17 protein-coding genes are annotated in these 20,293 nt (G+C 44.0%); 6 read left to right on the forward strand and 11 right to left on the reverse strand.

Features of this window, described 5'->3' with window-relative positions; genetic code table 11:
- On the forward strand, positions 1 to 1,186 hold a 1,186-nt coding region (locus IH598_06645), incomplete at its 5' end, for a T9SS type A sorting domain-containing protein (protein MBE0638177.1).
- 31 nt (positions 1,187 to 1,217) lie between these two features.
- A complete protein-coding gene (locus IH598_06650) occupies positions 1,218 to 3,311 on the forward strand; it encodes a T9SS type A sorting domain-containing protein (protein ID MBE0638178.1) in 2,094 nt (697 codons plus the stop codon).
- A 311-nt stretch (positions 3,312 to 3,622) separates the two neighbouring features.
- On the opposite strand, the gene IH598_06655 is transcribed toward IH598_06650, so the two are convergent.
- The 4 genes from IH598_06655 to IH598_06670 form a co-directional block, all read right to left on the reverse strand.
- Positions 3,623 to 4,513 carry a hypothetical protein gene (locus tag IH598_06655; GenBank protein MBE0638179.1) on the reverse strand — a complete coding sequence of 297 codons (891 nt, stop codon included), beginning with the start codon at positions 4,511 to 4,513 and terminating at the stop codon, positions 3,623 to 3,625.
- Between the two features lie 194 nt (positions 4,514 to 4,707).
- Entirely contained in the window at positions 4,708 to 5,571 is an 864-nt protein-coding gene (locus IH598_06660) for a hypothetical protein (protein ID MBE0638180.1), read from the reverse strand.
- Positions 5,572 to 5,925: 354 nt separating this feature from the next.
- A complete protein-coding gene (locus IH598_06665; GenBank protein ID MBE0638181.1) occupies positions 5,926 to 7,650 on the reverse strand; it encodes an alpha-glucosidase C-terminal domain-containing protein in 1,725 nt (574 codons plus the stop codon).
- Positions 7,651 to 7,673: 23 nt separating this feature from the next.
- Positions 7,674 to 10,151 (reverse strand): DUF5110 domain-containing protein, encoded by a 2,478-nt coding sequence (locus tag IH598_06670; protein MBE0638182.1) that lies wholly within the window; start codon positions 10,149 to 10,151, stop codon positions 7,674 to 7,676.
- Between the two features lie 395 nt (positions 10,152 to 10,546).
- Between IH598_06670 and IH598_06675 the strand changes: the two genes are divergently transcribed.
- Entirely contained in the window at positions 10,547 to 11,197 is a 651-nt protein-coding gene (locus IH598_06675; protein ID MBE0638183.1) for a WbqC family protein, read from the forward strand.
- A 32-nt stretch (positions 11,198 to 11,229) separates the two neighbouring features.
- Here the strand turns inward: IH598_06675 and IH598_06680 are convergent, their stop codons facing one another.
- The 7 genes from IH598_06680 to bamD all read right to left on the reverse strand — a co-directional run bounded on the left by IH598_06680 (position 11,230) and on the right by bamD (position 17,137).
- On the reverse strand, positions 11,230 to 11,709 hold the full coding sequence (locus IH598_06680) for a DUF3299 domain-containing protein (protein ID MBE0638184.1): 480 nt from the start codon (positions 11,707 to 11,709) through the stop codon (positions 11,230 to 11,232).
- The gene (locus IH598_06685) at positions 11,706 to 13,070 is read right to left on the reverse strand and encodes an ABC transporter permease (protein ID MBE0638185.1); all 1,365 of its coding nucleotides are present in this window, start codon (positions 13,068 to 13,070) and stop codon (positions 11,706 to 11,708) included. The genes IH598_06680 and IH598_06685 overlap by 4 nt, the downstream gene beginning before the upstream one ends.
- Before the next feature lie 7 nt (positions 13,071 to 13,077).
- Positions 13,078 to 13,704, reverse strand: a complete 627-nt coding sequence (locus IH598_06690) for an ATP-binding cassette domain-containing protein (protein MBE0638186.1) — start codon at positions 13,702 to 13,704, stop codon at positions 13,078 to 13,080.
- 106 nt (positions 13,705 to 13,810) lie between these two features.
- On the reverse strand, positions 13,811 to 14,731 hold the full coding sequence (locus IH598_06695) for a DUF4835 family protein (GenBank protein ID MBE0638187.1): 921 nt from the start codon (positions 14,729 to 14,731) through the stop codon (positions 13,811 to 13,813).
- Positions 14,732 to 14,737: 6 nt separating this feature from the next.
- Positions 14,738 to 15,949: a bifunctional phosphopantothenoylcysteine decarboxylase/phosphopantothenate--cysteine ligase CoaBC gene (gene coaBC, locus IH598_06700; GenBank protein MBE0638188.1), complete on the reverse strand. Its 1,212-nt coding sequence runs from the start codon at positions 15,947 to 15,949 to the stop codon at positions 14,738 to 14,740.
- A 2-nt stretch (positions 15,950 to 15,951) separates the two neighbouring features.
- Complete coding sequence (locus IH598_06705) at positions 15,952 to 16,302, reverse strand: RNA polymerase Rpb6 (GenBank protein MBE0638189.1); 351 nt, start codon at positions 16,300 to 16,302, stop codon at positions 15,952 to 15,954.
- A gap of 22 nt (positions 16,303 to 16,324) precedes the next feature.
- Positions 16,325 to 17,137, reverse strand: a complete 813-nt coding sequence (gene bamD, locus IH598_06710) for an outer membrane protein assembly factor BamD (protein ID MBE0638190.1) — start codon at positions 17,135 to 17,137, stop codon at positions 16,325 to 16,327.
- A gap of 375 nt (positions 17,138 to 17,512) precedes the next feature.
- On the opposite strand from bamD, the gene IH598_06715 reads away from it, so the two are divergent.
- The 3 genes from IH598_06715 to IH598_06725 all read left to right on the forward strand — a co-directional run bounded on the left by IH598_06715 (position 17,513) and on the right by IH598_06725 (position 20,188).
- The gene (locus tag IH598_06715) at positions 17,513 to 18,778 is read left to right on the forward strand and encodes an aminotransferase class I/II-fold pyridoxal phosphate-dependent enzyme (protein ID MBE0638191.1); all 1,266 of its coding nucleotides are present in this window, start codon (positions 17,513 to 17,515) and stop codon (positions 18,776 to 18,778) included.
- 109 nt (positions 18,779 to 18,887) lie between these two features.
- A complete protein-coding gene (locus tag IH598_06720) occupies positions 18,888 to 19,730 on the forward strand; it encodes a hypothetical protein (GenBank protein ID MBE0638192.1) in 843 nt (280 codons plus the stop codon).
- A gap of 161 nt (positions 19,731 to 19,891) precedes the next feature.
- Positions 19,892 to 20,188, forward strand: a complete 297-nt coding sequence (locus tag IH598_06725) for a GYD domain-containing protein (GenBank protein ID MBE0638193.1) — start codon at positions 19,892 to 19,894, stop codon at positions 20,186 to 20,188.
- The last annotated feature ends 105 nt before the right edge of the window (positions 20,189 to 20,293 follow it).

The following is a 20,293-nucleotide window of genomic DNA, read 5'->3' on the forward strand; positions in this document are numbered from 1 at the left end:
CCCTCAGGCTAAACTGCACATCCGCGCTGATGAGGAAGAACATGCTACCTTGCGGCTGGAGGCTACCGGTAGCAATAAACACTCGCGACTTTACTTTTCTGATGATATTTACCTCACGGCATCACCACAAAACAACCTGAGCTTCACCCTGCCCGAAAACAACAATTTGATTTTCGAAAACGGTAAGGTTGGCATTGGCACAAACGATCCTCAGGCAAGACTACAGGTTGTGGGTAGTATGATTGCAGGAGGGAATAATATTGCCAGTGGCGCCAATGCTATCGCTATCGGGACAAACACAACTGCTTCCGGATATTCATCATTTGCTTCTGGTAATCTTTCTATAGCTTCTGGGGAAGTATCAACAGCAATAGGAGGAAATGTAACTTCTAGTGCTCCATCTGCTATAACAATCGGGCGGTTCCTGAACGCTTCTGGATCAAGGTCAATGGTGTTAGGAAGTGGTAAAGACAATACTTTACGTCTTACAAATGGGATTCCTCATACATTAATGATAGGCTTCAGTAGCGATAAGCCAACCATTTTTGTAAGTGAAACCCCCTATGGTTACCAAACCGGCAAAATCGGCATTGGCAACGTAACCGACCCACAGGCTAAACTGCATATCCGCGCTGATGAGAATGAGCATGCCACTTTGCGGCTGGAAGCTACGGGGAGCGATAAACACTCAAGCATCGCTTTTTCCGGCGAACATTTCATCATCGCCAAAGAGAACGACCACCTCAGCTTCAATACAAGCCAGGACAAAACTTTTCTCTTTCACAACGGCGATATCTTTATCGAAGACATCACCAAAGGCATCATCATGAAATCGCCCAACGGCCAGTGCTGGCGCGGGGTGTTGTCGGACAACGGGCAATTGGTCTTCAGCGTTGTTACCTGTCCGGATGGCTCCGCTAATGTTCCTGAACCTTCCATTGAGCCTGCCCTGCAAATGAAAATTTATCCCAATCCCACCGATGGAACCATCACCATTGAGGTTCCCGATGGCGTTAACAATGCCGACTGGTCGCTCAGGTCAACCGACGGCGCCCTGCTGATGCGCAACCGGATCACATCCGGCAAAACGGAAATCAGCCTGACGAACTTTGTTGCCGGCGTTTATGTGATAAGCATCGAACAAAACGGCCGCCTCATTGCAAGCGAAAAGGTGGTGAAACAGTGATCAATATTAACCAAAATAAATCCCTGAAGTCATGAAAAAATATTCAATGCTTTTGCTTGTTTTCGCAGTTTATGCATTACCTGCCTTTGCGCAGGATAACCTGAACACCACGCGAATCGGCGTGTGGCCTTATTCGTGGGGAAATACCTTAGCAATACACGAAGATCATCTTTTTTTGAGCTACGGACGGGTAATCCAGGTTTATGAATACGCCAACCCCCAACAACCAGAGCTTAAAGGCGAAATTTTTGTGGATGACAGGATCAATGTTTTAGCCTTTGCTGATGGAAAGGCTTATGCCGCTGGATATGCTGGTTTTTTCATCCTCGACGTCTCCAATCCCGAACAACCTGAAATTATCTCGCATCTCGATATTCCAGGTTTTGCCTACGGTGTGAGTCTCTATGCTAATTTCGTATACCTGGCAATGTATGATAATTACTTTGGTATCATTGATATCAGCGATGCAAATAATCCGGTTATGGTTGCTGTCCACCAAATGGAGCATCAGATGAATGACGTCGTTATGCTGGATGGTCTTGCATGGATAGCGGCAGGAACATCAGGCGTTATGGCTTATGATCTGGGTGATCCGACAACGCCTGAACTCGTTTACCATTATTCTACTTCTGGCAATATGCGAAGTCTGGCAATTGTTGACGATCTGCTCTATGCTTTTAACAAGGACCAGGGGCTAATGATTTTTGATATTGCTAAACTCCCGGCTTTCAATTTATTATCAACCACATACATTTACGGTTGGGGTACTGTAATCAATATTGAGAATGATGTTATTGCAGTTACACTTAGCTGGATAGGCTTCGCGCTTTATGACATCTCCAACCCCTCTGCACCTGACAGCCTTGGAACTTTTTATGCTGATGTGCCTAACAGACAGGTAATACTAAAGGATGGTTATGCCTATCATTGTCATGGTCCTGCTTTCAACATCATTGATATAACTGCTCCTTCTGAAATGACCCTGCTGTCAAGTATTGGCCTGTCAAGTCCAGCTAAGAACGCCAATTATTGGGATAACCACCTTTATGTTAGCGCACCAGCAGAGACCATCATGGTTTTGGATATTACCGACCCTCTAAATGTTGTAAAGGTTTCTGAGATCGAAAAATCAGAAACCTCTTACGAAATCTATGTTAAAGACGACCTGTTGTTTAACAGCCATTACTATGATATTATGGTTTATGATGTGACGCAACCTTCTGATCCGATTTTTCTTAACTCGTTTAATACAGCCGCAACTCCTGACAACATTTTAAAACATAACAACCTGCTTTTCGTAGGGCATTCCAACAACCTTGAGGTATTTGACATTTCAGACATCATGTTTCCACACCTGCTGGGGGTTTATCCTTATGGTTGGATAAATGAAATGATTGCTGAAGGAAACCTTCTGTACCTGGCGAGCACCTTGAGTGTTATAGTTCTTGACATTAGCGACCCGTTCAACATTAGTCAATTATCAAGTATCCAAAACTATGGTTCCACATCGCTGGACTTAAAAGGCTCGATGCTTTATGTAGTTTCCAGTGTTCATTATACCATTTCCGAAAAATCGTTGAATGTTTTCGATGTATCAGACCCCACCTCAATTTTCAGGGTAAAAAGCATGGAACTAAGCAGGGAATTTAACAACGTTTTTATCGAAGGGGATTATTTGTATGTCTATGAACGGAGTATTGGATTGCAGATATATGATATTCAGCAATTAACGCCGGTTCATTGTGGTTTTTACAGCAACCGGCTTTTAGAGTCAAAAACACCGTTTGTTAACGGGCTCATTTATGTACCTGTTATAGCAGGTATAGACATCGTACAAAACGACCTTCTTACTTCTGTCGAAAACATCTTTATCGAACGTGAAGACCGGTTAAACCTGTTCCCCAATCCGGCGGGTGATTTTATCAGCTTCATGCTGGAAGACCCCTACAATTCAGGCACATTCAGCTATGAAATCATCCAGATGAATGGCACGGGAATTAAATCGGGAAACCTTACAGCCGGGCAGCAACAGATTAGTTTGGATGGTCTGCCTTCCGGCGTTTATGTTCTTCACCTCTTACAATCTGGGGAAAAATCTAAAAGCGGCTTGTTCATTATTCAATAGCCAGTCATTTCAATGGACCAACCGGAGACGTTTGGAACTAGCTGATCAATAAATTTTTTTTCCTAAAAGGTTCAATCTTTTAGTAGTGGTCTTGTTCAGAAAGCGGTCAAAAGCCAAAGGAAAAATTTCCGCTTAGGTTGGAGCCTAAGCAGAAATAATGTTTCAGTAGTGGTTGTGCTACATCTGGTCTATTCAGGTAGGTTTGATCCTTAATTTCAATCTGACTATTACTATGCATGTAGAAAACAGCCTGCAGGAAAACAGGTTAGCCAATGTTTATAAAAAGGTTGACCAGATTCTTTATTGCAACTTCAATGAACTTCGATTGATTTGATTCGGGAAAATTTCGAAGATTTTTCCTTGCCCGAATTATCATAAAAAGTCAGATTGCCCTTGTAGTAGCCTGTTATTTTCTTGTTATCAGATGTGTTACAATCAGCTGTAATTGTGTATGTTGAGCCCGATTTTTCAATGGTTACTGTTCCACCGGTTATAAAAACGTAAGTTCCTGATCCGTTTGTCATATCGAAATCGATCAAAGCAATGCTGTAGTCAAATGTATTGGCATTGTATGTTTCATTTGCATCGAACGAATAGGTTCCCGGAACAAGGTCGGTGGATGATGACGAAAACATTTCCCAAAGAATCGCATGTCCCTGACCTGTTGGGTCTTCTCCATTATATTCGACCCCTGGTGATAAAAGTATGACATCAAAATTGTAGCTCGCGGGGTTTGTGTTTACCAGACCGTAAAACTCAATGATTCCTTTGTCCATGTCATATTCAAGACCATTATAAAGCAAGCTGCTACTCATTTCCAACGTAGTGAAATTTGCTTCGTTACCATAAGCAGTACCTTCACTATTTGTAGCGTAGGCCCGATAGTAATAGGTAGTTTGAGCAGTAAGCCCGGTAATTGTGTCATCAAAAGCACCGGTTATGTTGTTTTCATCCACTGAATAGAAGTTACTGAGTGTGGGATTGGGGCTGGTGTTCCAAACCAATCCTTTCGCGGTGATTACAGAACCACCATCGTTGGTTACGTTACCGTTGATGATAGCTGAGGAATGGGTAATGGCTGAGACGGCATCTGTTGTTACCGAAGGAGTAGTGTTTTTATCCTCATCATCTTTGCTGCAACCTGCAATTGTTGTCAAAATAATACCAATACCAAGTAAAATCTTAAAACTAATTTTTGTCATACATACGAATTTTTATTTCCTACTCTTAAGGCTTTTCGGTAACGCCCCCCAATTTGCCAACCGGGGAAGGCCGTTTTTTTAAGTGGGCGCTGGTCTCCACTTTACTATTGTTATGTATTTTCGCCATTGCTGTCAAATGTATCTTTCATCAACATTCGTTTTACAAATAATGATGCTTTTGCATAGGACAGAAGCTAAAATGCTTTACCTAATCTAATTGAAAAGGAAGGTGTTATGTCGTTTGTGTCATACCAGATTTGTGGTCCGGCATCCAGGCTAAACCGAAAATTCTTATTCGTGAGAACATTGACCCCAATTGGGAAATAGGCTTTCCATTCGCCGTATCCATACCCTTGCGATGCGCCCAAATGAAAGTTCAATCGTCCGTTTCTTATGGCAGGAAAGTAGAATTTCACTCCGAGTGAAGCTCCTAATATCCCAACTCCTGCTTCTGCACCAAAATTTGGCGTCAGTAACCGTTCATAATAAACTCCAACATATGGATCGCTTGCCCCCAGGTTAAGGCTGACGATATTTTTCAAAGAGGTTTTTTCTTTGCTGTTCAGGGTTGCCACGTCTTCTCCGAACCTGTATCCAACCTTTAAACCAAACCACAGTGAAGGATTGGTGGAACTTTCAGAAAATGTAACCCCCTCAACACCGTTGGATGAAAGAATCCCTACATCTGCGCTGTATTGAAGATTGTTTTTCGCAAAATAAGTAGCGCCAACCGGTAAATAATACATTGGAAATCCGTCATAATTTATACTTGCAAAAAAGCCGGTATGAAAATTTAACCTGTCAATTCCCGGGTTTGTAAGGTAGTAATTAAATCCCGCCCCGGCGGATCTGATACCGGCGCCCATTTCGAATGAAAACCGATCGGTGAGCATTTGACCATAAGATATACCAATTGGCCATGCAGGGGCGCCTACAATGCCAAGCGAAATGCTGTTTGCTTTAATTTTGTTCGGGGAACCTGCTTCACTTTGCCCACTCAGTACCATGGGCAGGATCAGAAAAAAAAAGATGGTAATTTTGAGTAAAATGATTTTCATAAAATAATTGATTTTGAGGATTTTATATTCATGGTTTGATGAGCATGGGTAATCAAACATCTGATATCATTTTAAGTTCATAGTTTGTAGTTGTTATTGAGAATTTATCAAAATTGATTTTCAAATGATAAAGCGCTATCATTAATTAAATTGGGTGAAACCCTTCACCGGTCATCGCTCTGTAATATTTTACCTTTAGTAAAAATTGCACCGAGGGTGCAAAAAAGACATATTTGACCCTGACAGGGGGATTAAATTGAATAAAAAGTTCTTGGAAGGTAGGTCAACAGCCTGCAGGCATAGATTCCGCTTACTTCCCAGCCTAAGCGTACCGTTTAAGAAAGTTGATGATTACTACACTTTAAACCATAAATACTCGTAAGGTTTCAGGTGGAGCAGCTGGTTCTTTTCATCATAATTGGCCTGATTGCCGAACATATCAGTCCAGGTGATTTCGGGCTGGAATTTCAGGCGGCAGGATTGCGGTTGTTCCGACAGGTTGTGAACGATCAGGAGTTGCTCAGTTTGCAGTTTTCGTAAATAAACCATGACGGCCTCATTCACATTCCCTTCCTGGTTTTTTGCTTCAATCCATGTTAATGAACCGCGTCCAAAGGCTTTATAACGTCTGCGCAACTGGATCATCCGCGACAATCGCTTATGGACCTTTGCTGACAGAGAGTTGTTATCTTTCAGGTCTTTGGCCAGTTGTTTCCAGTCAATCCTCCCCCGAACCAGGAACCGTGTGTCGTCTTTCCCGGTTTCTTTGATTTTTTCCTTGTAATAATGTTCATCGTTCACTTTGCCAAATTCATCCCCATAATAAATGATAGGGGTGCCCGGAAGTGTGAGCATGACAGAGTAGGAGAGGGCGATTTTGTCGGGATTGCGCCCCATCAGTTCCGAAAGACGGGCTGAAATGCCTTCGCCCTCGCGGAAATTCCACTCAGTTTGCAGGCAATAATTGGAATGGATGTACGCACGATCTTCTTCCGAAACATAAACCAGCTCAAGACTCAGCTCGTCATGGCAGCGCAGAAAGGTAAACCATTGTGCAGTGTCGGGAATATCAGGGGTCACCTCTTTGCTCAGTGTTTTCATGATGGGTTCGCGGCTCTGCATGGCAATGGCCTTAAACATCTGTGGCATCAATGGGAAGTGGTAGCCGGCATGACATTCGTCGCCGGTTCCGAAATATTTAATCACCTCAACCGGTTTCTGGCAGGCCTCGGCAAGCAGCAGTGTGTGCGGTCTGACGTAATCAACTACTGCCCTGAAAAACTTAACTATAGCGTGGGTTTGCGGCAGGTTTTCGCAGTCGGTACCTTCTTCTTTCCAGAGGTATGGAATGGCATCCACACGGAAACCATCCACTCCATGACCAAGCCAGAAGAGCAAATTCTTCGACATCTCAATCAGAACCTGCGGATTACGATAGTTCAGGTCGGGTTGAAAACTGAAAAAGCGGTGGAAGAAGTTCCAGTGACCATCCGGCTCCCAGTTGCTTGTCTCCATCCCTTTAAAGATGATCCGGGCATCTTTGTATCGGTCTGTATCCTTGCTCCAGATGTAAAAATTACGGAATGGATTGTCCTCACTTTTCCGTGCTTCCACAAACCAGGGATGCTCTTCGGAGGTGTGGTTCATCGCGATGTCGAAGATCACCCGAATACCCATTTTATGTGCATCATCAATGAATTTTTTAAACACGCCATATTTTTCTTCATCACCGGCATTTGCAGGCAAACCCATCAATTCATCCCTCACTTTCGTGTAATTTCTGATGTCAAAACCGGCATCCCGCATCGGCGAATCAAGGATAGGCAACAACCAGAGGCAGTTTACACCGAGCTCCTTCAGGTAGTTCAGCTTATCCGTTAAACCTTTGAAATCATTGTTGAACAGATCAATATAAAGCGAGTACACGATGGCATCCTTGTACCATTCGGGCTGTTGTGCTTCGATGGTATGGGATTGCCTGAAAACTTCCAGGAAATCAATAAATTCAGTAAGTTGGCTTTCATTGGCTTCTCCATAGAGTTGAATCCAGAGTTGCCTGAGTTTTTCGATGGTTGGCATGTTGTGTTATTTTGAGTTGATGATTAATATTGAACCTGTAAAATCAACCTGGGATCGGTCCAGTTGAAGCGTATTGTAAGTTGATTATTTTCCATGTCAAACCAGGCCGCAGGGGGCGCTGATTCTTCAAAAGATTGAAAAGAGGCGGTTGGTTTTATGTTTTGATCGCCTGCCCGTATGTTTCCGGGTGATTTGTTGAATGAATGAATTACCAGCTCGATCGTTCTACCCGAAGGCATACCTTGATATTCCAGGTCGTTTTGACGGCTGAAAGTAAACAGGGTAAAATTATCGAAAAGCACCGCCTGCATTTTTAGTAATTCGTAAAGCCCCTTTTCATAGGCATTCATGGTTCTCCCATCATCTTCGTACATCACGAAGTCGGAGTTGAGGATTTCCGGATCGAAATAATAATGAACGATAAGGTTTTCGGACGAATATTCCTCCGTATTGCGGATGGGTTCAATCAAGGGAATAAAACTGCCGCCTCGGGCATAAACAGGGATGTTTTCGTAAGAAGTCGGCACTTCCATCCATTTTCCCCCGGTGTATTTTTCGTTGGTAAAAAAGTCGAACCAGTTGCCTTTGGGCATGTAGAAGCGTCTTGATGTTTGTCCTCTTTCAAAAATCGGGGCTACCAGCAAGTTTGGTCCCCAAAGATATGTGTCATCAATTTCACCAATTTCGGAGTTATCGGGTTCTTCAAAAAAGAGTGGACGGGTCAGGGGTGTGCCCAGAGTGCTGTTCAGCCATGCAAGGGTGTAATTATAGGGCAACATCCGGTAGCGCAGGTTGATGTACTCTTTCAGCACGGCTTGCGCTTTCTGACTGTAGAATACAGGTTCGACGGGAGCAGTGGTATCGCCGTGAGGGCGATAAATGGGATTAAACACACCGTACTGCATCCAGCGGAGGTAGAGTTCTTCGTCGGGTGTGCCTCTGGCAAATCCCCCCAGGTCGGAGTGCATGTAGGAAAATCCGCTCAGGGTCATTCCAAGGACGGCAGTCGGCTGCGCTTTAAATCCGTCCCAGTCGCGTGAAACATCGCCCGACCAGGGATAAACACTAAAACGCTGTGATCCGGCAAAACCCGCGCGGTTGAGGTTAAAAAGCCGGACGTCAGGGTATTCAGCTGCATAGAAATCCGACAACATTTTATGCCAGTAATGGCTGTAGATATTGTGCACATCTTCGGCGGTACCTGCAGTATGAACCATGTCCGTAGGATGTTTTTCAGGCTCGCCAAGATCGCCCCACCAGCCGGCCACCCCGATCTCGTTCTGGGCCTTGTATTTGCTCCAAAACCATTGCCGAGCCTCTGGGTTAAAAATATCGATCAATCCACCCAGGCCAAACCAAAAATCCTGGATCACAAATGGTTCACCTTTTTCATTTTTTGCCATCAACCCCTTTGCACTTGCGAGTTCCCAGTTCTTTGATTCCTGTAAAATAAAAGGCTCTGTGATCAGAATTGTTTTCACCCCTTTTTCCCTGAAGTCCTGAATCATCTTTTCGGGTTCCGGCCAGTTTTCCTTGTACCAGTCAAGATCGCCCATGTAAAAATGATCGTGAGTGCCCAAACCAAACCAGTAAAGATCAATCACAATGGCATCCAGTGAGTAGCCTGCAGCAATCATCTGATCGACGATCGCTTCTGTTTCAACCTGGGTTTTGTAGCCAAATTTGGATTGAATGTTTCCCAGCGCCCATCGAGGGGGCATAGGTTGATATCCTGTCAGCTGACCATACTGATTCAACAACGCATCGTAATCATTTCCGGCAATCACATAATAGGTCATCTTTCCACCGATCGAACTGAACTCCATTTCATTCTTTCTTGCGACATCAAGGTCAAGCCAGCCACGTGGTGCATTGTCGAACAGCAGACCATAACCGTTGGAGGAGATTACAAAAGGGACGGAAAAATTGAGGTTTGGAGCGTTCAGGTTGTAACCATAACGAGCCTGATTGTATAGCTCAAAACGCTGACCACGACGGTTTGACGGGGTTGTCCGGAATCCGGCGCCGTAAATCTTTTCTTCACTGTTAAGGGCAAACCGGAAACCCTCATCCTGTTTTCGTTTGAAGTAACCGGCAGATTCAGATAAAACCTCTTTTCCGTCTTTGAAAAAGGATAGTTGAAACGGAGCTTTTTTTACGATGACATCAAAATTACCTCTTGAAAAGATCACCTGGTCTTCTTCTTCTTTGAATGAAACGGATAGTCCGTCGGGTCGGAGTATCACGGCATGTGAGGTGTCAACCGGCTGCTTGCCCGAAGCCATAAACGTAACCGAAACGATGGACTCATTAATGAACTCCACAGATAATCTGCCCAACGTTGTCTGTATTAGCAGTTGATTCTCACTTACTACATGCGACTGGTACTTGTTTCGCTGCTCCTTAGTCCAACTGGAACAACCGGTAAATATTTTTAAAAAGAAAAAAGGGACTGTAAGGAATGAAACAAGAAGCAGGAATGGCCGGAGGTTTCTAATCATTTTACTTCGAATTAGGTGATGTATTTTTATGGAGCAAAAATAGGTTATTGTTTTAAGTTTACAATTTTCCGGAAATCTAATGTCCAACTATTATTTTGCTGTGCTGAGGATTGTTTTTGTTGTTTCTGAGCCAATATCTCCTGGTGATACTCTGTGATTCTTTGGGTAACTTTGTGTTATAGCTATTGCACAGAGAACCACCAAGAAGACACGATCCCGTGCGTACGGGACACAAAGAAAATGATGAATATTAGGAACGATAATGAATTATCAAAAACGATGATCGGATGTGTCATTGAAGCACATCAAATAATATTTAGTCAATCTGAGGGAGTTTTGGAAAGGATTTGAAAATAAGTTCAATCTTTGCAACGATGAATCCAAAGATGTTTGAAATGAAAAGTGGGTCAACGGTTCTGTTGCCAATTGCTTACCTTCCACCATTACAGTGGTTTGTTTTTTTATTCACTGCTAATAAAGTGCTGATTGAACAGCATGAAACCTATCCCAAACAGACCTATCGTAACCGTTGTGTGATTGCAACTTCCAATGGGAAGCTTTCGCTGACCATACCTGTGATCAAAATTAATGGGAACCATACTAAAACCAGGGAGATTGCTATTTCCTATCAACAAAACTGGCAAAAGTTGCACTGGAGGGCTTTGGTGGCGGCCTATGCCAATTCGCCTTTTTTTCTCTATTATCAGGATGACCTGGAGCCGTTTTACACAAAAAGATTTGAAAACCTGATGAAGTTTAATCTTGAATTGATGAAGAAAATAATGGAACTTGTGGGCATTGAACCGGAGTTTGAATTAACCACCACATTTGAACTCAATCCTTCAGGAATACTGGATTTACGCGATGAAATTACACCTAAAAAGCCCTTCATGCTGTTTTCGCTTCCTGATTATTACCAGGTTTTTCAGGAAAAACAAGGGTTCATAAAAGGGTTAAGCATCATTGACCTGTTGTTTAACATGGGTCCGGAAACTGTGGATGTCCTCAAACAATGTGCAGAGGATGTTGATCGATCCTTTAAATAATGCCAGCAGATTGTTAAACCGGGTGAACGATCTCATTTTATCGTTCTTACCCATTGCGCATCGTGGAGGATGTAAAACAGGTTTTTATTCACATCTACATTCAATTCCAACCGACCTTTTACCTCGATGAAATCATCGGTTCGGAGGCTGCTGAATCGCTTTTCTTCGCCATCCGCAGCATACATGACCACGACAGACTCAATGCCTGCTCCGGTGCAAAAGAAACACATGGCCATCGGGTAATAGGAAACCACGAAACTGCTCCCGGTGATATTGGCCGGAAGATAAAACCCGACCAGGTTGACTTCAGTATTGTTAAGTGCTTGTAATTGAGTGCCAAAATTTGGCTTTGGAATAAAACCCTCACTCTTGAATGAGTATTTGTAGCGCACCGTTACATCATCAAGTAGTAAATTCCATAACCCGTCGTCGGGAGGGAATTGAGCTTTTATCTCAGCCGATGAAGATAAAATTAAAAAGGCAATGATCCATTGCAGCCACCGTGCTCTCATGATTTGCTGAGTGTATTGTGAATGTTCGTTTTGTAAGCGATGACGGCCGGGATGATGGCAGCGCTTATTCCTACGAAAATGGTGTAAACCAGTAAAAGTGATTCATTAGCCGTTACAACAGGAATGTGTTCAACTGAAAAACCACCAAATGAAGGCAGTAACATCCACACAAACCTGGAAAGGAATAGTCCGGCTATCCATCCGGAAACAGACAGGAAAAATCCCTGTGAAAGGAGCATGAGAAATACTTTATACCTCGGGGTTCCGAATACCCTGATCAGAGCGATTTCGTAGGAGTTTTTGCCGAGTATGTTGAGCAGGTGGATAAAAATATTCATTCCCGAAATGAAAATGATTACCCATGCCAAAAGCCTCAGTGTTTCAATGCCAATACCCAGCAGTCCAAGCAGCCGGTTGATTTCGAAAGCGGGCACTGCAGCCTGGAGGTTCGTGGTTTCGTTGATGAGTCGTGGTAATGTGACATTGGCCACCGGACTGTTGAAAAAAACCAGCAGTGCGGTGATTTCTTCTGAAGGGTGATCATCCCTTTCAGCCAACAGATTTTTATATTCGCTGAAAATCAGCATCTCCTCCCGCGAAAGTTCTTCATCGGCTTCAATTTTAGCCATGATCTCTTCCAATACCGGATTGGCTTCGGGGATGGTATGTTCTTCATCGTCATGATCACATTCTGCATGGTCGTGAGGATCAGGAACACTTTCCTCATCATCATGCCCGTATGTCTTACCACCATGTACTTCCCAAACACTTTCGACAGGTGTGAGGATCAATTTGTCGATCACGGTATTTGATCGTTTTAGCGTGCCAACGACCTGATATTCAAAATAGTCATGTGAATGGCCATGTTCCATGAATCCATGAACTCCACTGAAACGGTCTCCGGTTTTCAGCCCGCACTTCCTGGCTGCTTCCCATCCGATGATTACTTCAGCCGATTTTTCAAACCAGTTACCTTCCAAAAGTTCTGCCTGGTAAAGCGCCGGATAATCACCTGTAGTACCCACGATTCTGAACCCTTTATAGCTGTCACCCAGGGCAATGGGAATGGTTTTTTCGATCATCGGATTTTTGCTGATCCTGTTGGCCTCGGATAATGGAATGTTCCCGGTTGGAACATCAACATGAAATACAGTGGAGAGAATGAGTTGCAGCGGACTTCCTTTGGCGCCTGCCACAAGGTCGATGCCGGCAAGATTCCGGTTAAACTGCCCCTTAAGACTTTGCTGCAAGTTGATCAGCAGCGAAATGATGGATACACCGATAGCAAACAGCAGAATACTAAGTACGGTACTCGCCGGTTTTGAAAACAGTTTAGCCAAACCTATCCTGAAAATATCCATATGTCCTTTACAGCTTGTAAATGTTTTTGAAATGCCCTTTCAACCTGGCGTCGTGCGTGGCTATGACCAGCGTGATCCGGTATCTTTCTGCATTTTGCCTGATCAGGTTAAGAAAAGTAACGCAATTCTGGTCATCAAGACTTGAGGTGGGTTCGTCGGCAAGCAGCAATTTTGGCTTGTTTACCAGCGCCCTTGCCACCGAAAACCGTTGTAGTTCACCCTGGCTCAGGTCGGCAGGCTTCTTATGCCGGAGATTGGCTATTCCAAGCGATTCCATCATTTCGCTTATATGTTCCCGGTCAGGAGTAAAACCCGGAAGCGTCTGCACCGACAACAGGTTTTGTTGCATGTTGATATCACCGATGAAATAGTGCTTTTGAAAGATTAACCCGATATTCTGCCCACGAAATTTATCCACCTCTGCTGGTTTGAGACCATTCAGCATTGTGTTGTTGATGAGTATTTTTCCGGAATCAGGTACCAAAAGTCCTGCCAGCAGGTGAAGCAAGGTGGTTTTTCCGCAGCCCGAATTACCCGAAATCAGCCAGTGCTCTCCTTTCATGGCCTCCCAATCGGGAAAATTGAACCTGGCATTTTTTGTATAACTGAACCTTAGATTTTCAATTTTCAACATAGGAAAAACATACGCTAAATGGCACTTCTAATTAATTTATTAACCTGGAGTATAATTTTGGCACCCGACAACTATGACAACCCGGCAACCCTGACAACCCTTGCACTTATTGTCCTTCCCTCAGTATCCTGTCGTAGTCAGCAGATTTTGAAGGGTCAATTTCTTTAAGGATGTTTACAGCCTTGGTCCTGTCCATACCAGCTGCCTGGGAAAAGATGTTAATGAATTCATCACGCTTGGCATCGAGCACCAACTGCATAATGAACAGGTTGGGTTTTTCGCGATGGGCACGCTGGAGTGTTTCGAGCGAGGTGATTACACCCTGTCTTCCCCTTTCCATATTGTCCTGCATAATATCGAGGCCGAGACGGTGATATTGATACCAAAACCTGCGGACATTGGCATAGGCTGAATTGTTGAGGTTTTCGGCCAGCCAGTAGCGGTTTCTTGTACTTTCGAAAGATTTCCAGCCTGGCTCGCGGGCGCCCTGTGCGCTGCTTACAATCTGTTGGGCTTTTTCAAAATATGGACTTCCACCCATCATTTGATAAGAGTCGAAGTCAAGTCCAAGAAAAATGTAAATATAATACGCGATGGTGGAAGTCAGGTTGGAAGTAAAGGTGTTTTCGGTGTATTCAAGCGATTGACCTTCCTGCCACTGGAAGTCAAAGGTGTTGTCCAGGTAGTTGAACATTGTTGTGTTGTATGAAGTGCCAAACACAGGTCGCTTCAATACCAGGTTGATCCTGCCTTTGAACTCATCCGAACTGATTTCTTCGGTTATCGTGATGGCCATTGTACATTCGATCCGCTCGTTGCGTGTCATCGAATAATTGGTCCATCTGCGCTCATTTACAAGCTCATAGAGCCCCTGCCTTAATTCCTGGAATTTTTCACGGTTGGTTTGCTGAAGATTTGGCGCCGATACCTGCACCGAACAGAAGAACTCCTGGGCGGATAAGCCGGCTGAAAGTATCAGCGTCAACAATAGAGTGAGGATCGAAACCTGTTTTGCGGGATGATTCATAATCGACTAAACTATAACTTTTGAGAGCATTTCAACAACCTTGTCAAGTATATCGGAGGCTACTCCGGCTTTTGGTTTCAAGGGAAAATCTATTTGATTACCGCTTCGGTCGAGCATCGTGATTTTGTTTGTGACCACGCCAAATCCGGCTCCTTTTTCCTTTAAAGAATTCAAAACGATCAGGTCAAGATGTTTAGTATTGAGTTTTTTCCGCGCGTTCTCCAACTCGTTGTCCGTTTCGAGTGCAAATCCAACTAACAGTTGATCATTTCTCTTTATTTTTCCCAGGAATGCCAGAATATCCTGCGTTGGTACAAGATCAATCACCTGGTTTTCGCCTGATTTTTTAATTTTTTTATCTGCAGGTTTGGCTGGAGTAAAATCTGCAACAGCAGCAGACATAATTGTAATATCTGAATCGGTAAATGCTGCAGTGGTTTTTTCAAGCATTTCACCTGCAGTTGTTACATCAACTCGTTTAATGGAAGGATGATCACATTGCAGATGGGTCGGTCCGGTGACCAAAGTTACCTCGGCTCCCCTGGCGGCTGCATCATGCGCTAACGAAAATCCCATCAGGCCTGATGAGTGGTTGCCAATAAACCGCACGGGGTCGATGGGTTCGTAGGTTGGCCCTGCTGTAACCAGCACTTTTTTGTTCAGGAGCTGACTACCGGTCAAAAAAAAAGCAGTGATGGCTTTGAGGATGTTTTCGGGTTCTTCCATTCTTCCGGCGCCGCAAAGTCCGCTGGCCAGCTCCCCCACCTGTGGCTCGATGAGTTGATGACCGAAGGTTTTCAACTGCTCAATATTCCTCTGTGTAGTGGGGTGTTTATACATATCGAGGTCCATAGCCGGAGCGAAAAATACCGGACATTTGGCTGAAAGGTAGGTTGTGACCAGCAGGTTGTCAGCCATTCCTGCAGCCATTTTGCTCAATGTGGCTGCAGATGCCGGTGCAATCAGCATCAGATCAGCCCATCCGCCCATCTCGACATGATTGTTCCATGTGCCATCATCAGGGTTGAAAGGGTAGGTGAGGGCAGGGCGTTTAGACAATGTGGAAATAGTGAGAGGAGTCACAAAATCACGGGCATTTTCGGTGAGTATCACCTGAACTTCTGCCCCTTCTTTTACCAATAAACGGATGAGATAAGGGATTTTGTAAGCAGCAATGCTACCCGTAACGCCAATCAGTATTTTCTTGCCTTTGAGCATCGTTAATCGACCACTTTGTCCGTTTTTACTTCCAGTTCTTTTGAAGGATTCCGGTGATAGATCTGGTCGTCGAGAAATTCCTGTATGGCGATCAGGGTTGCTTTTGGTAATTTTTCGTAAAACTTCGAAATTTCAATCTGCTCCCTGTTTTCGAACACCTCTTCAAGATTGGTGTTGGTGGTGGCAAATTCGTCAATTTTCTTTTTCAGTTCATCGCGCATCTCCAATGAGATTTGGTTTGAGCGCTTTGAAAGGATGGCTAAGGTTTCGTATATATTGCCCGTATCCTTGTTGAAGTCTTTCATTCTGCGCGTAATTGCTGTAGGCTCGGTCTTGACTCTTTTGTAATCCATACTTACGATTTATTATTAATGGTTAAATTTCAGCATTTTCGTATTTTGACAACTCCGTGCTAACACGGTTATTGATCTTGTTAATCTCACTTAAATAGCGGCTTTCAGGGTAAACCGCGATGAAATCATAATAAGCTTTCCTGGCATCTTCAAATCTTTCCTGTCGTTTTTCGACGATACTCATCGAAGCGAAATTATAGGCAGCCAGGATGATCTTATACATGACTTCCTCTTTAAAATCGGTGTCAGGATAGTCTTTCATCAAATTCCTGTAAGAAACTATTGCTGCCTGGTAGTCTTCAATCTTGAAGTACAGGTTGGCAATGTTATAATCTTTCAATTGCAATTTCATTCTCAATTCATCAATCAGTTTCGTAGCCTCTTTGGCCTTTTCTCCATACGGAAACCTGTTGATAAAGACCTGAAATTCGTTGATAGCTTCTTTTGTAACTGTCTGATCCAGCGTAGAACGCGGGCTGTCTAAATACTTGCAGTAAGCCGACTGAAAAGCAGCTTCTTCGGTTTTTTCGCTTCGCGGGAATGTTGCCGTGAAACGATTAAAGTAATAACTTGCCATGATATAGTCGCGCTCGTAATAATAAGCGTAGGCATACCTGAAAAGCAATTCCTCTGACTGAGTAGTGCCTCTGTAAACCGGGATCAGTTGATCGAACACCTGCAAAGCCCTGTAGTAATCACCTTTATCATAATATGCCATTGCCTGCTGATATTTCAGCTCGTTATCGGTGCTTTTGAGCAGTTTCTGATGCTTACTGCACGAGAACAACACGGTGGAAATAAGCAGAATGGCGATAAAATGAGCTTTTTTAAACATGGGCGCAAAAGTAATATTTTTCCGGAATTGGATAACGCACTCGCCGGTAATTTATTTGGAATCAATGGCATTTTCCTTTTGCTTCCTCGCCCTGATATCCCACCCATTTACTCACTGAGTGAACCCCGGAAATTAGGGGTAGCAAAAAAACACCCTCAATTTGATTTTCAACAAATGGAGTTTTCTTGCTGACGCTAATTACCGATGGCAAGTAAACCCAATCATCCGACACTGCAGGGAGTTCCTCAACATCCCTTAAAACAACAATTGCCACGAAAATATCTTTCCTCAGAAAAAGGACTTTTTCCTACCCACTTTTTAATCTGTACCCTGAAATAATTGTAGTTTTGCCGTCAAAATTTAAAACAATTTCAAATGGATATTTTCAACAAGTTTTCCAACATGGGTCCTTTGGGCAAATTCAACCGCGAGAGTTTTGGCTATTTTATGTTTCCGAGACTTGAAGGTGAAATTGCCTCTCACATGCAGTTTATGGGTAAAAGACGGCTTGTATGGTCGTTGAATAATTACCTGGGGCTGGCCAATCATCCGGAAGTACGCGAAGCCGACGCCAGGGCTGCTGCACAATGGGGACTGGCCTACCCGATGGGCGCCCGCATGATGTCGGGGCATTCAATCTATCACGAACAGCTGGAGCGCGAGTTGGCCGCCTTCGAAAAAAAAGAAGATGCTTATCTGCTCAACTACGGTTACCAGGGGATGGTTTCGATTATCGAGAGCCTTGTGAACAGGCACGATGTGATAGTTTACGACTCTGAAGCACACGCCTGTATCATTGACGGCTGCCGGTTGCATTTCGGGAAACGGTTTGTTTACCCGCACAACAACATGCAGAATTTTGAAAAAGAACTCGATAGGGCGCATAAGCTGGCAAGCCAGACAGGTGGTGGAATCCTTGTAATCACCGAAGGCGTTTACGGCATGTCGGGCGATTTGGGAAAACTGCGCGACATTGTCGCCTTGAAAAAGAAATACCCGTTCCGTCTGCTGGTTGATGATGCCCATGGCTTTGGCACAATGGGACCTACCGGCGCCGGAACACCGGAACATCTTGGCGTGATGGATGAAGTGGACCTGTACTTTGGAACATTTGCCAAATCGATGGCCGGTATCGGTGGTTTTATTGCCGGTGATAAAGTCGCCATCGAGTTTTTAAGATATAACCTCCGTTCCCAGGTATTTGCCAAATCACTCCCAATGCCAATGGTTTTTGGCGCCCTCAAGCGTCTTGACCTGATCAGAAAGCATCCTGAGTTGCGCGAAAATCTCTGGAAAATTGTCAATGCCCTGCAATCAGGGCTCAAGGCAAAAGGATTCAACACAGGAGGAACTGAATCGCCAGTGACCCCGGTTATCCTGCAGGGAGACATTCCGGAGGCTACCCAAATCACTTACGACCTTCGTGAAAACTACAATATCTTCTGCTCCATCGTCACTTACCCGGTTGTTCCTAAAGGTGTGATTTTGCTGCGCCTTATCCCGACGGCAGTTCATACTTTGGAGGATGTGGAATACACGATCGAAGCCTTCTCGAAAGTAAAGCAAAAACTCGACGCCGGCGAATATCCAAAAGACAAGATGATAGATGCCGCAACGTTCATGAAAGCGCCTGTGGCTTAGGTTAAGGCTCTGTTGTCCGGTTAAACGGCCTTAACTGTTGATTCACTCAAAACTAATCTTTTTACCTGCCACTGGTAAAAATGAGCGTGTAAAACTACTTTTTTAAAAGATGCTGAAAGACCCAACCAATGATAGAAATAAGCGCACTGCGGGCAACTTTACCATTATTGCCCTCAACTCGACTGCTTATTACCTCATCTCTTTTATCATCATGTACCTTCTGGGGCAGTTTCTTACGTCAGTCGTCGCGCTGCAATACGATTACAAATCGATCATCTATTACCATAAACTTCAATGGGTTATCGACTCCTATGACTGGACCACCGAGTCGGTTAAACTGTTGTTCAGCATTGCACCGCTGCTGTCGTTGTTGTTGGGGATTATCTTTTTGATCATTTACATTATTTTGTACGATGACCGGGGCACTTTAAAACAGTTTTTTCTCTGGGGCTTTGCTCATGGAATGATCTGGTTTTTCGGTGCAATGCTTGCCGGTACCATCCTCGACCAGGGCATCGGCTATGTGGTGATGTACCTGTACTTTAAAGATACCGGTAAACTGATCCTTTCCCTTTTTGCACTCAGCTCACTTGTGCTTATTGCTGCCTTCACCAACAAGTGGTTTCTCTTTTCGGGGAACTCTTATTTCAATCAACTGAACGAACACAACCGCGCCTTTTTTACCTTCAGCCAGATCGTTGTCCCCATGCTGGCAGGTACAGTTTTGTTGATTGGCATCAAGTTGCCCATGATTACTTTTTACGAACTCTTTGCACTGCTGACCTCACTGGCGTTTATGATCCCGATGATGGCCAACTTCAGAAGTTTCAACACGTTCTATTTCGACGAAATTCCCATCGAGGTCAAAGCCGATAAGAAGGCCATGATCACCGCCGTATTAATGCTCGTTGCTTTTCGGATAATTTTTGAATTTGGCATTCAGATCGGTTAGATTTTTTTCAGCCTAAAGGTTTTGCAGATCAGGCGATTCGTGCAGTTTGCACTTTTTTTCTGATCTGGGGTTGAAAATCAGGTAAAAAAAATGTCATAGGGTAGAGTTTTTTTGCTTACTTTAGCCCTCAAAATTCAAAACCAAAAAAAATGGAGGTTATTATGCAAACGTACATGCTTTTCACAAAACTTTCAACCGACCTGTCGTATGAGTTGAAAAACCGCGAACGTCAGGGGCGCGCCTGGATGGACCAGGTAAAGGAAAAATGCCCTGAGGTGAAATTCCTGGCACATTATGCCATCCTCGGCGAATACGATTTTATCGACATTTACGAAGCACCCGATCCCGAGACGGCAGCCAAGGTGTCCATTATCAGCCAGGCACATGGCGCTATGCATGCCAAAAGCCTGCTGGCTATCCCGTATAAGCGATTTCTCGAACTCGCAGAAGAGATTTAGGGGGAGAGGATTTGCAGCAATATCTTTTTGTTACTGTAATGGGCTGAAAAGTTTCCAACACATACCTACCCATCAAATTACTTTTTTATCTTTGAGCCGCTAAAT

The sequence above is a fragment of the Bacteroidales bacterium genome (assembly GCA_014860585.1).
Lineage (GTDB): Bacteria > Bacteroidota > Bacteroidia > Bacteroidales > 4484-276 > RZYY01.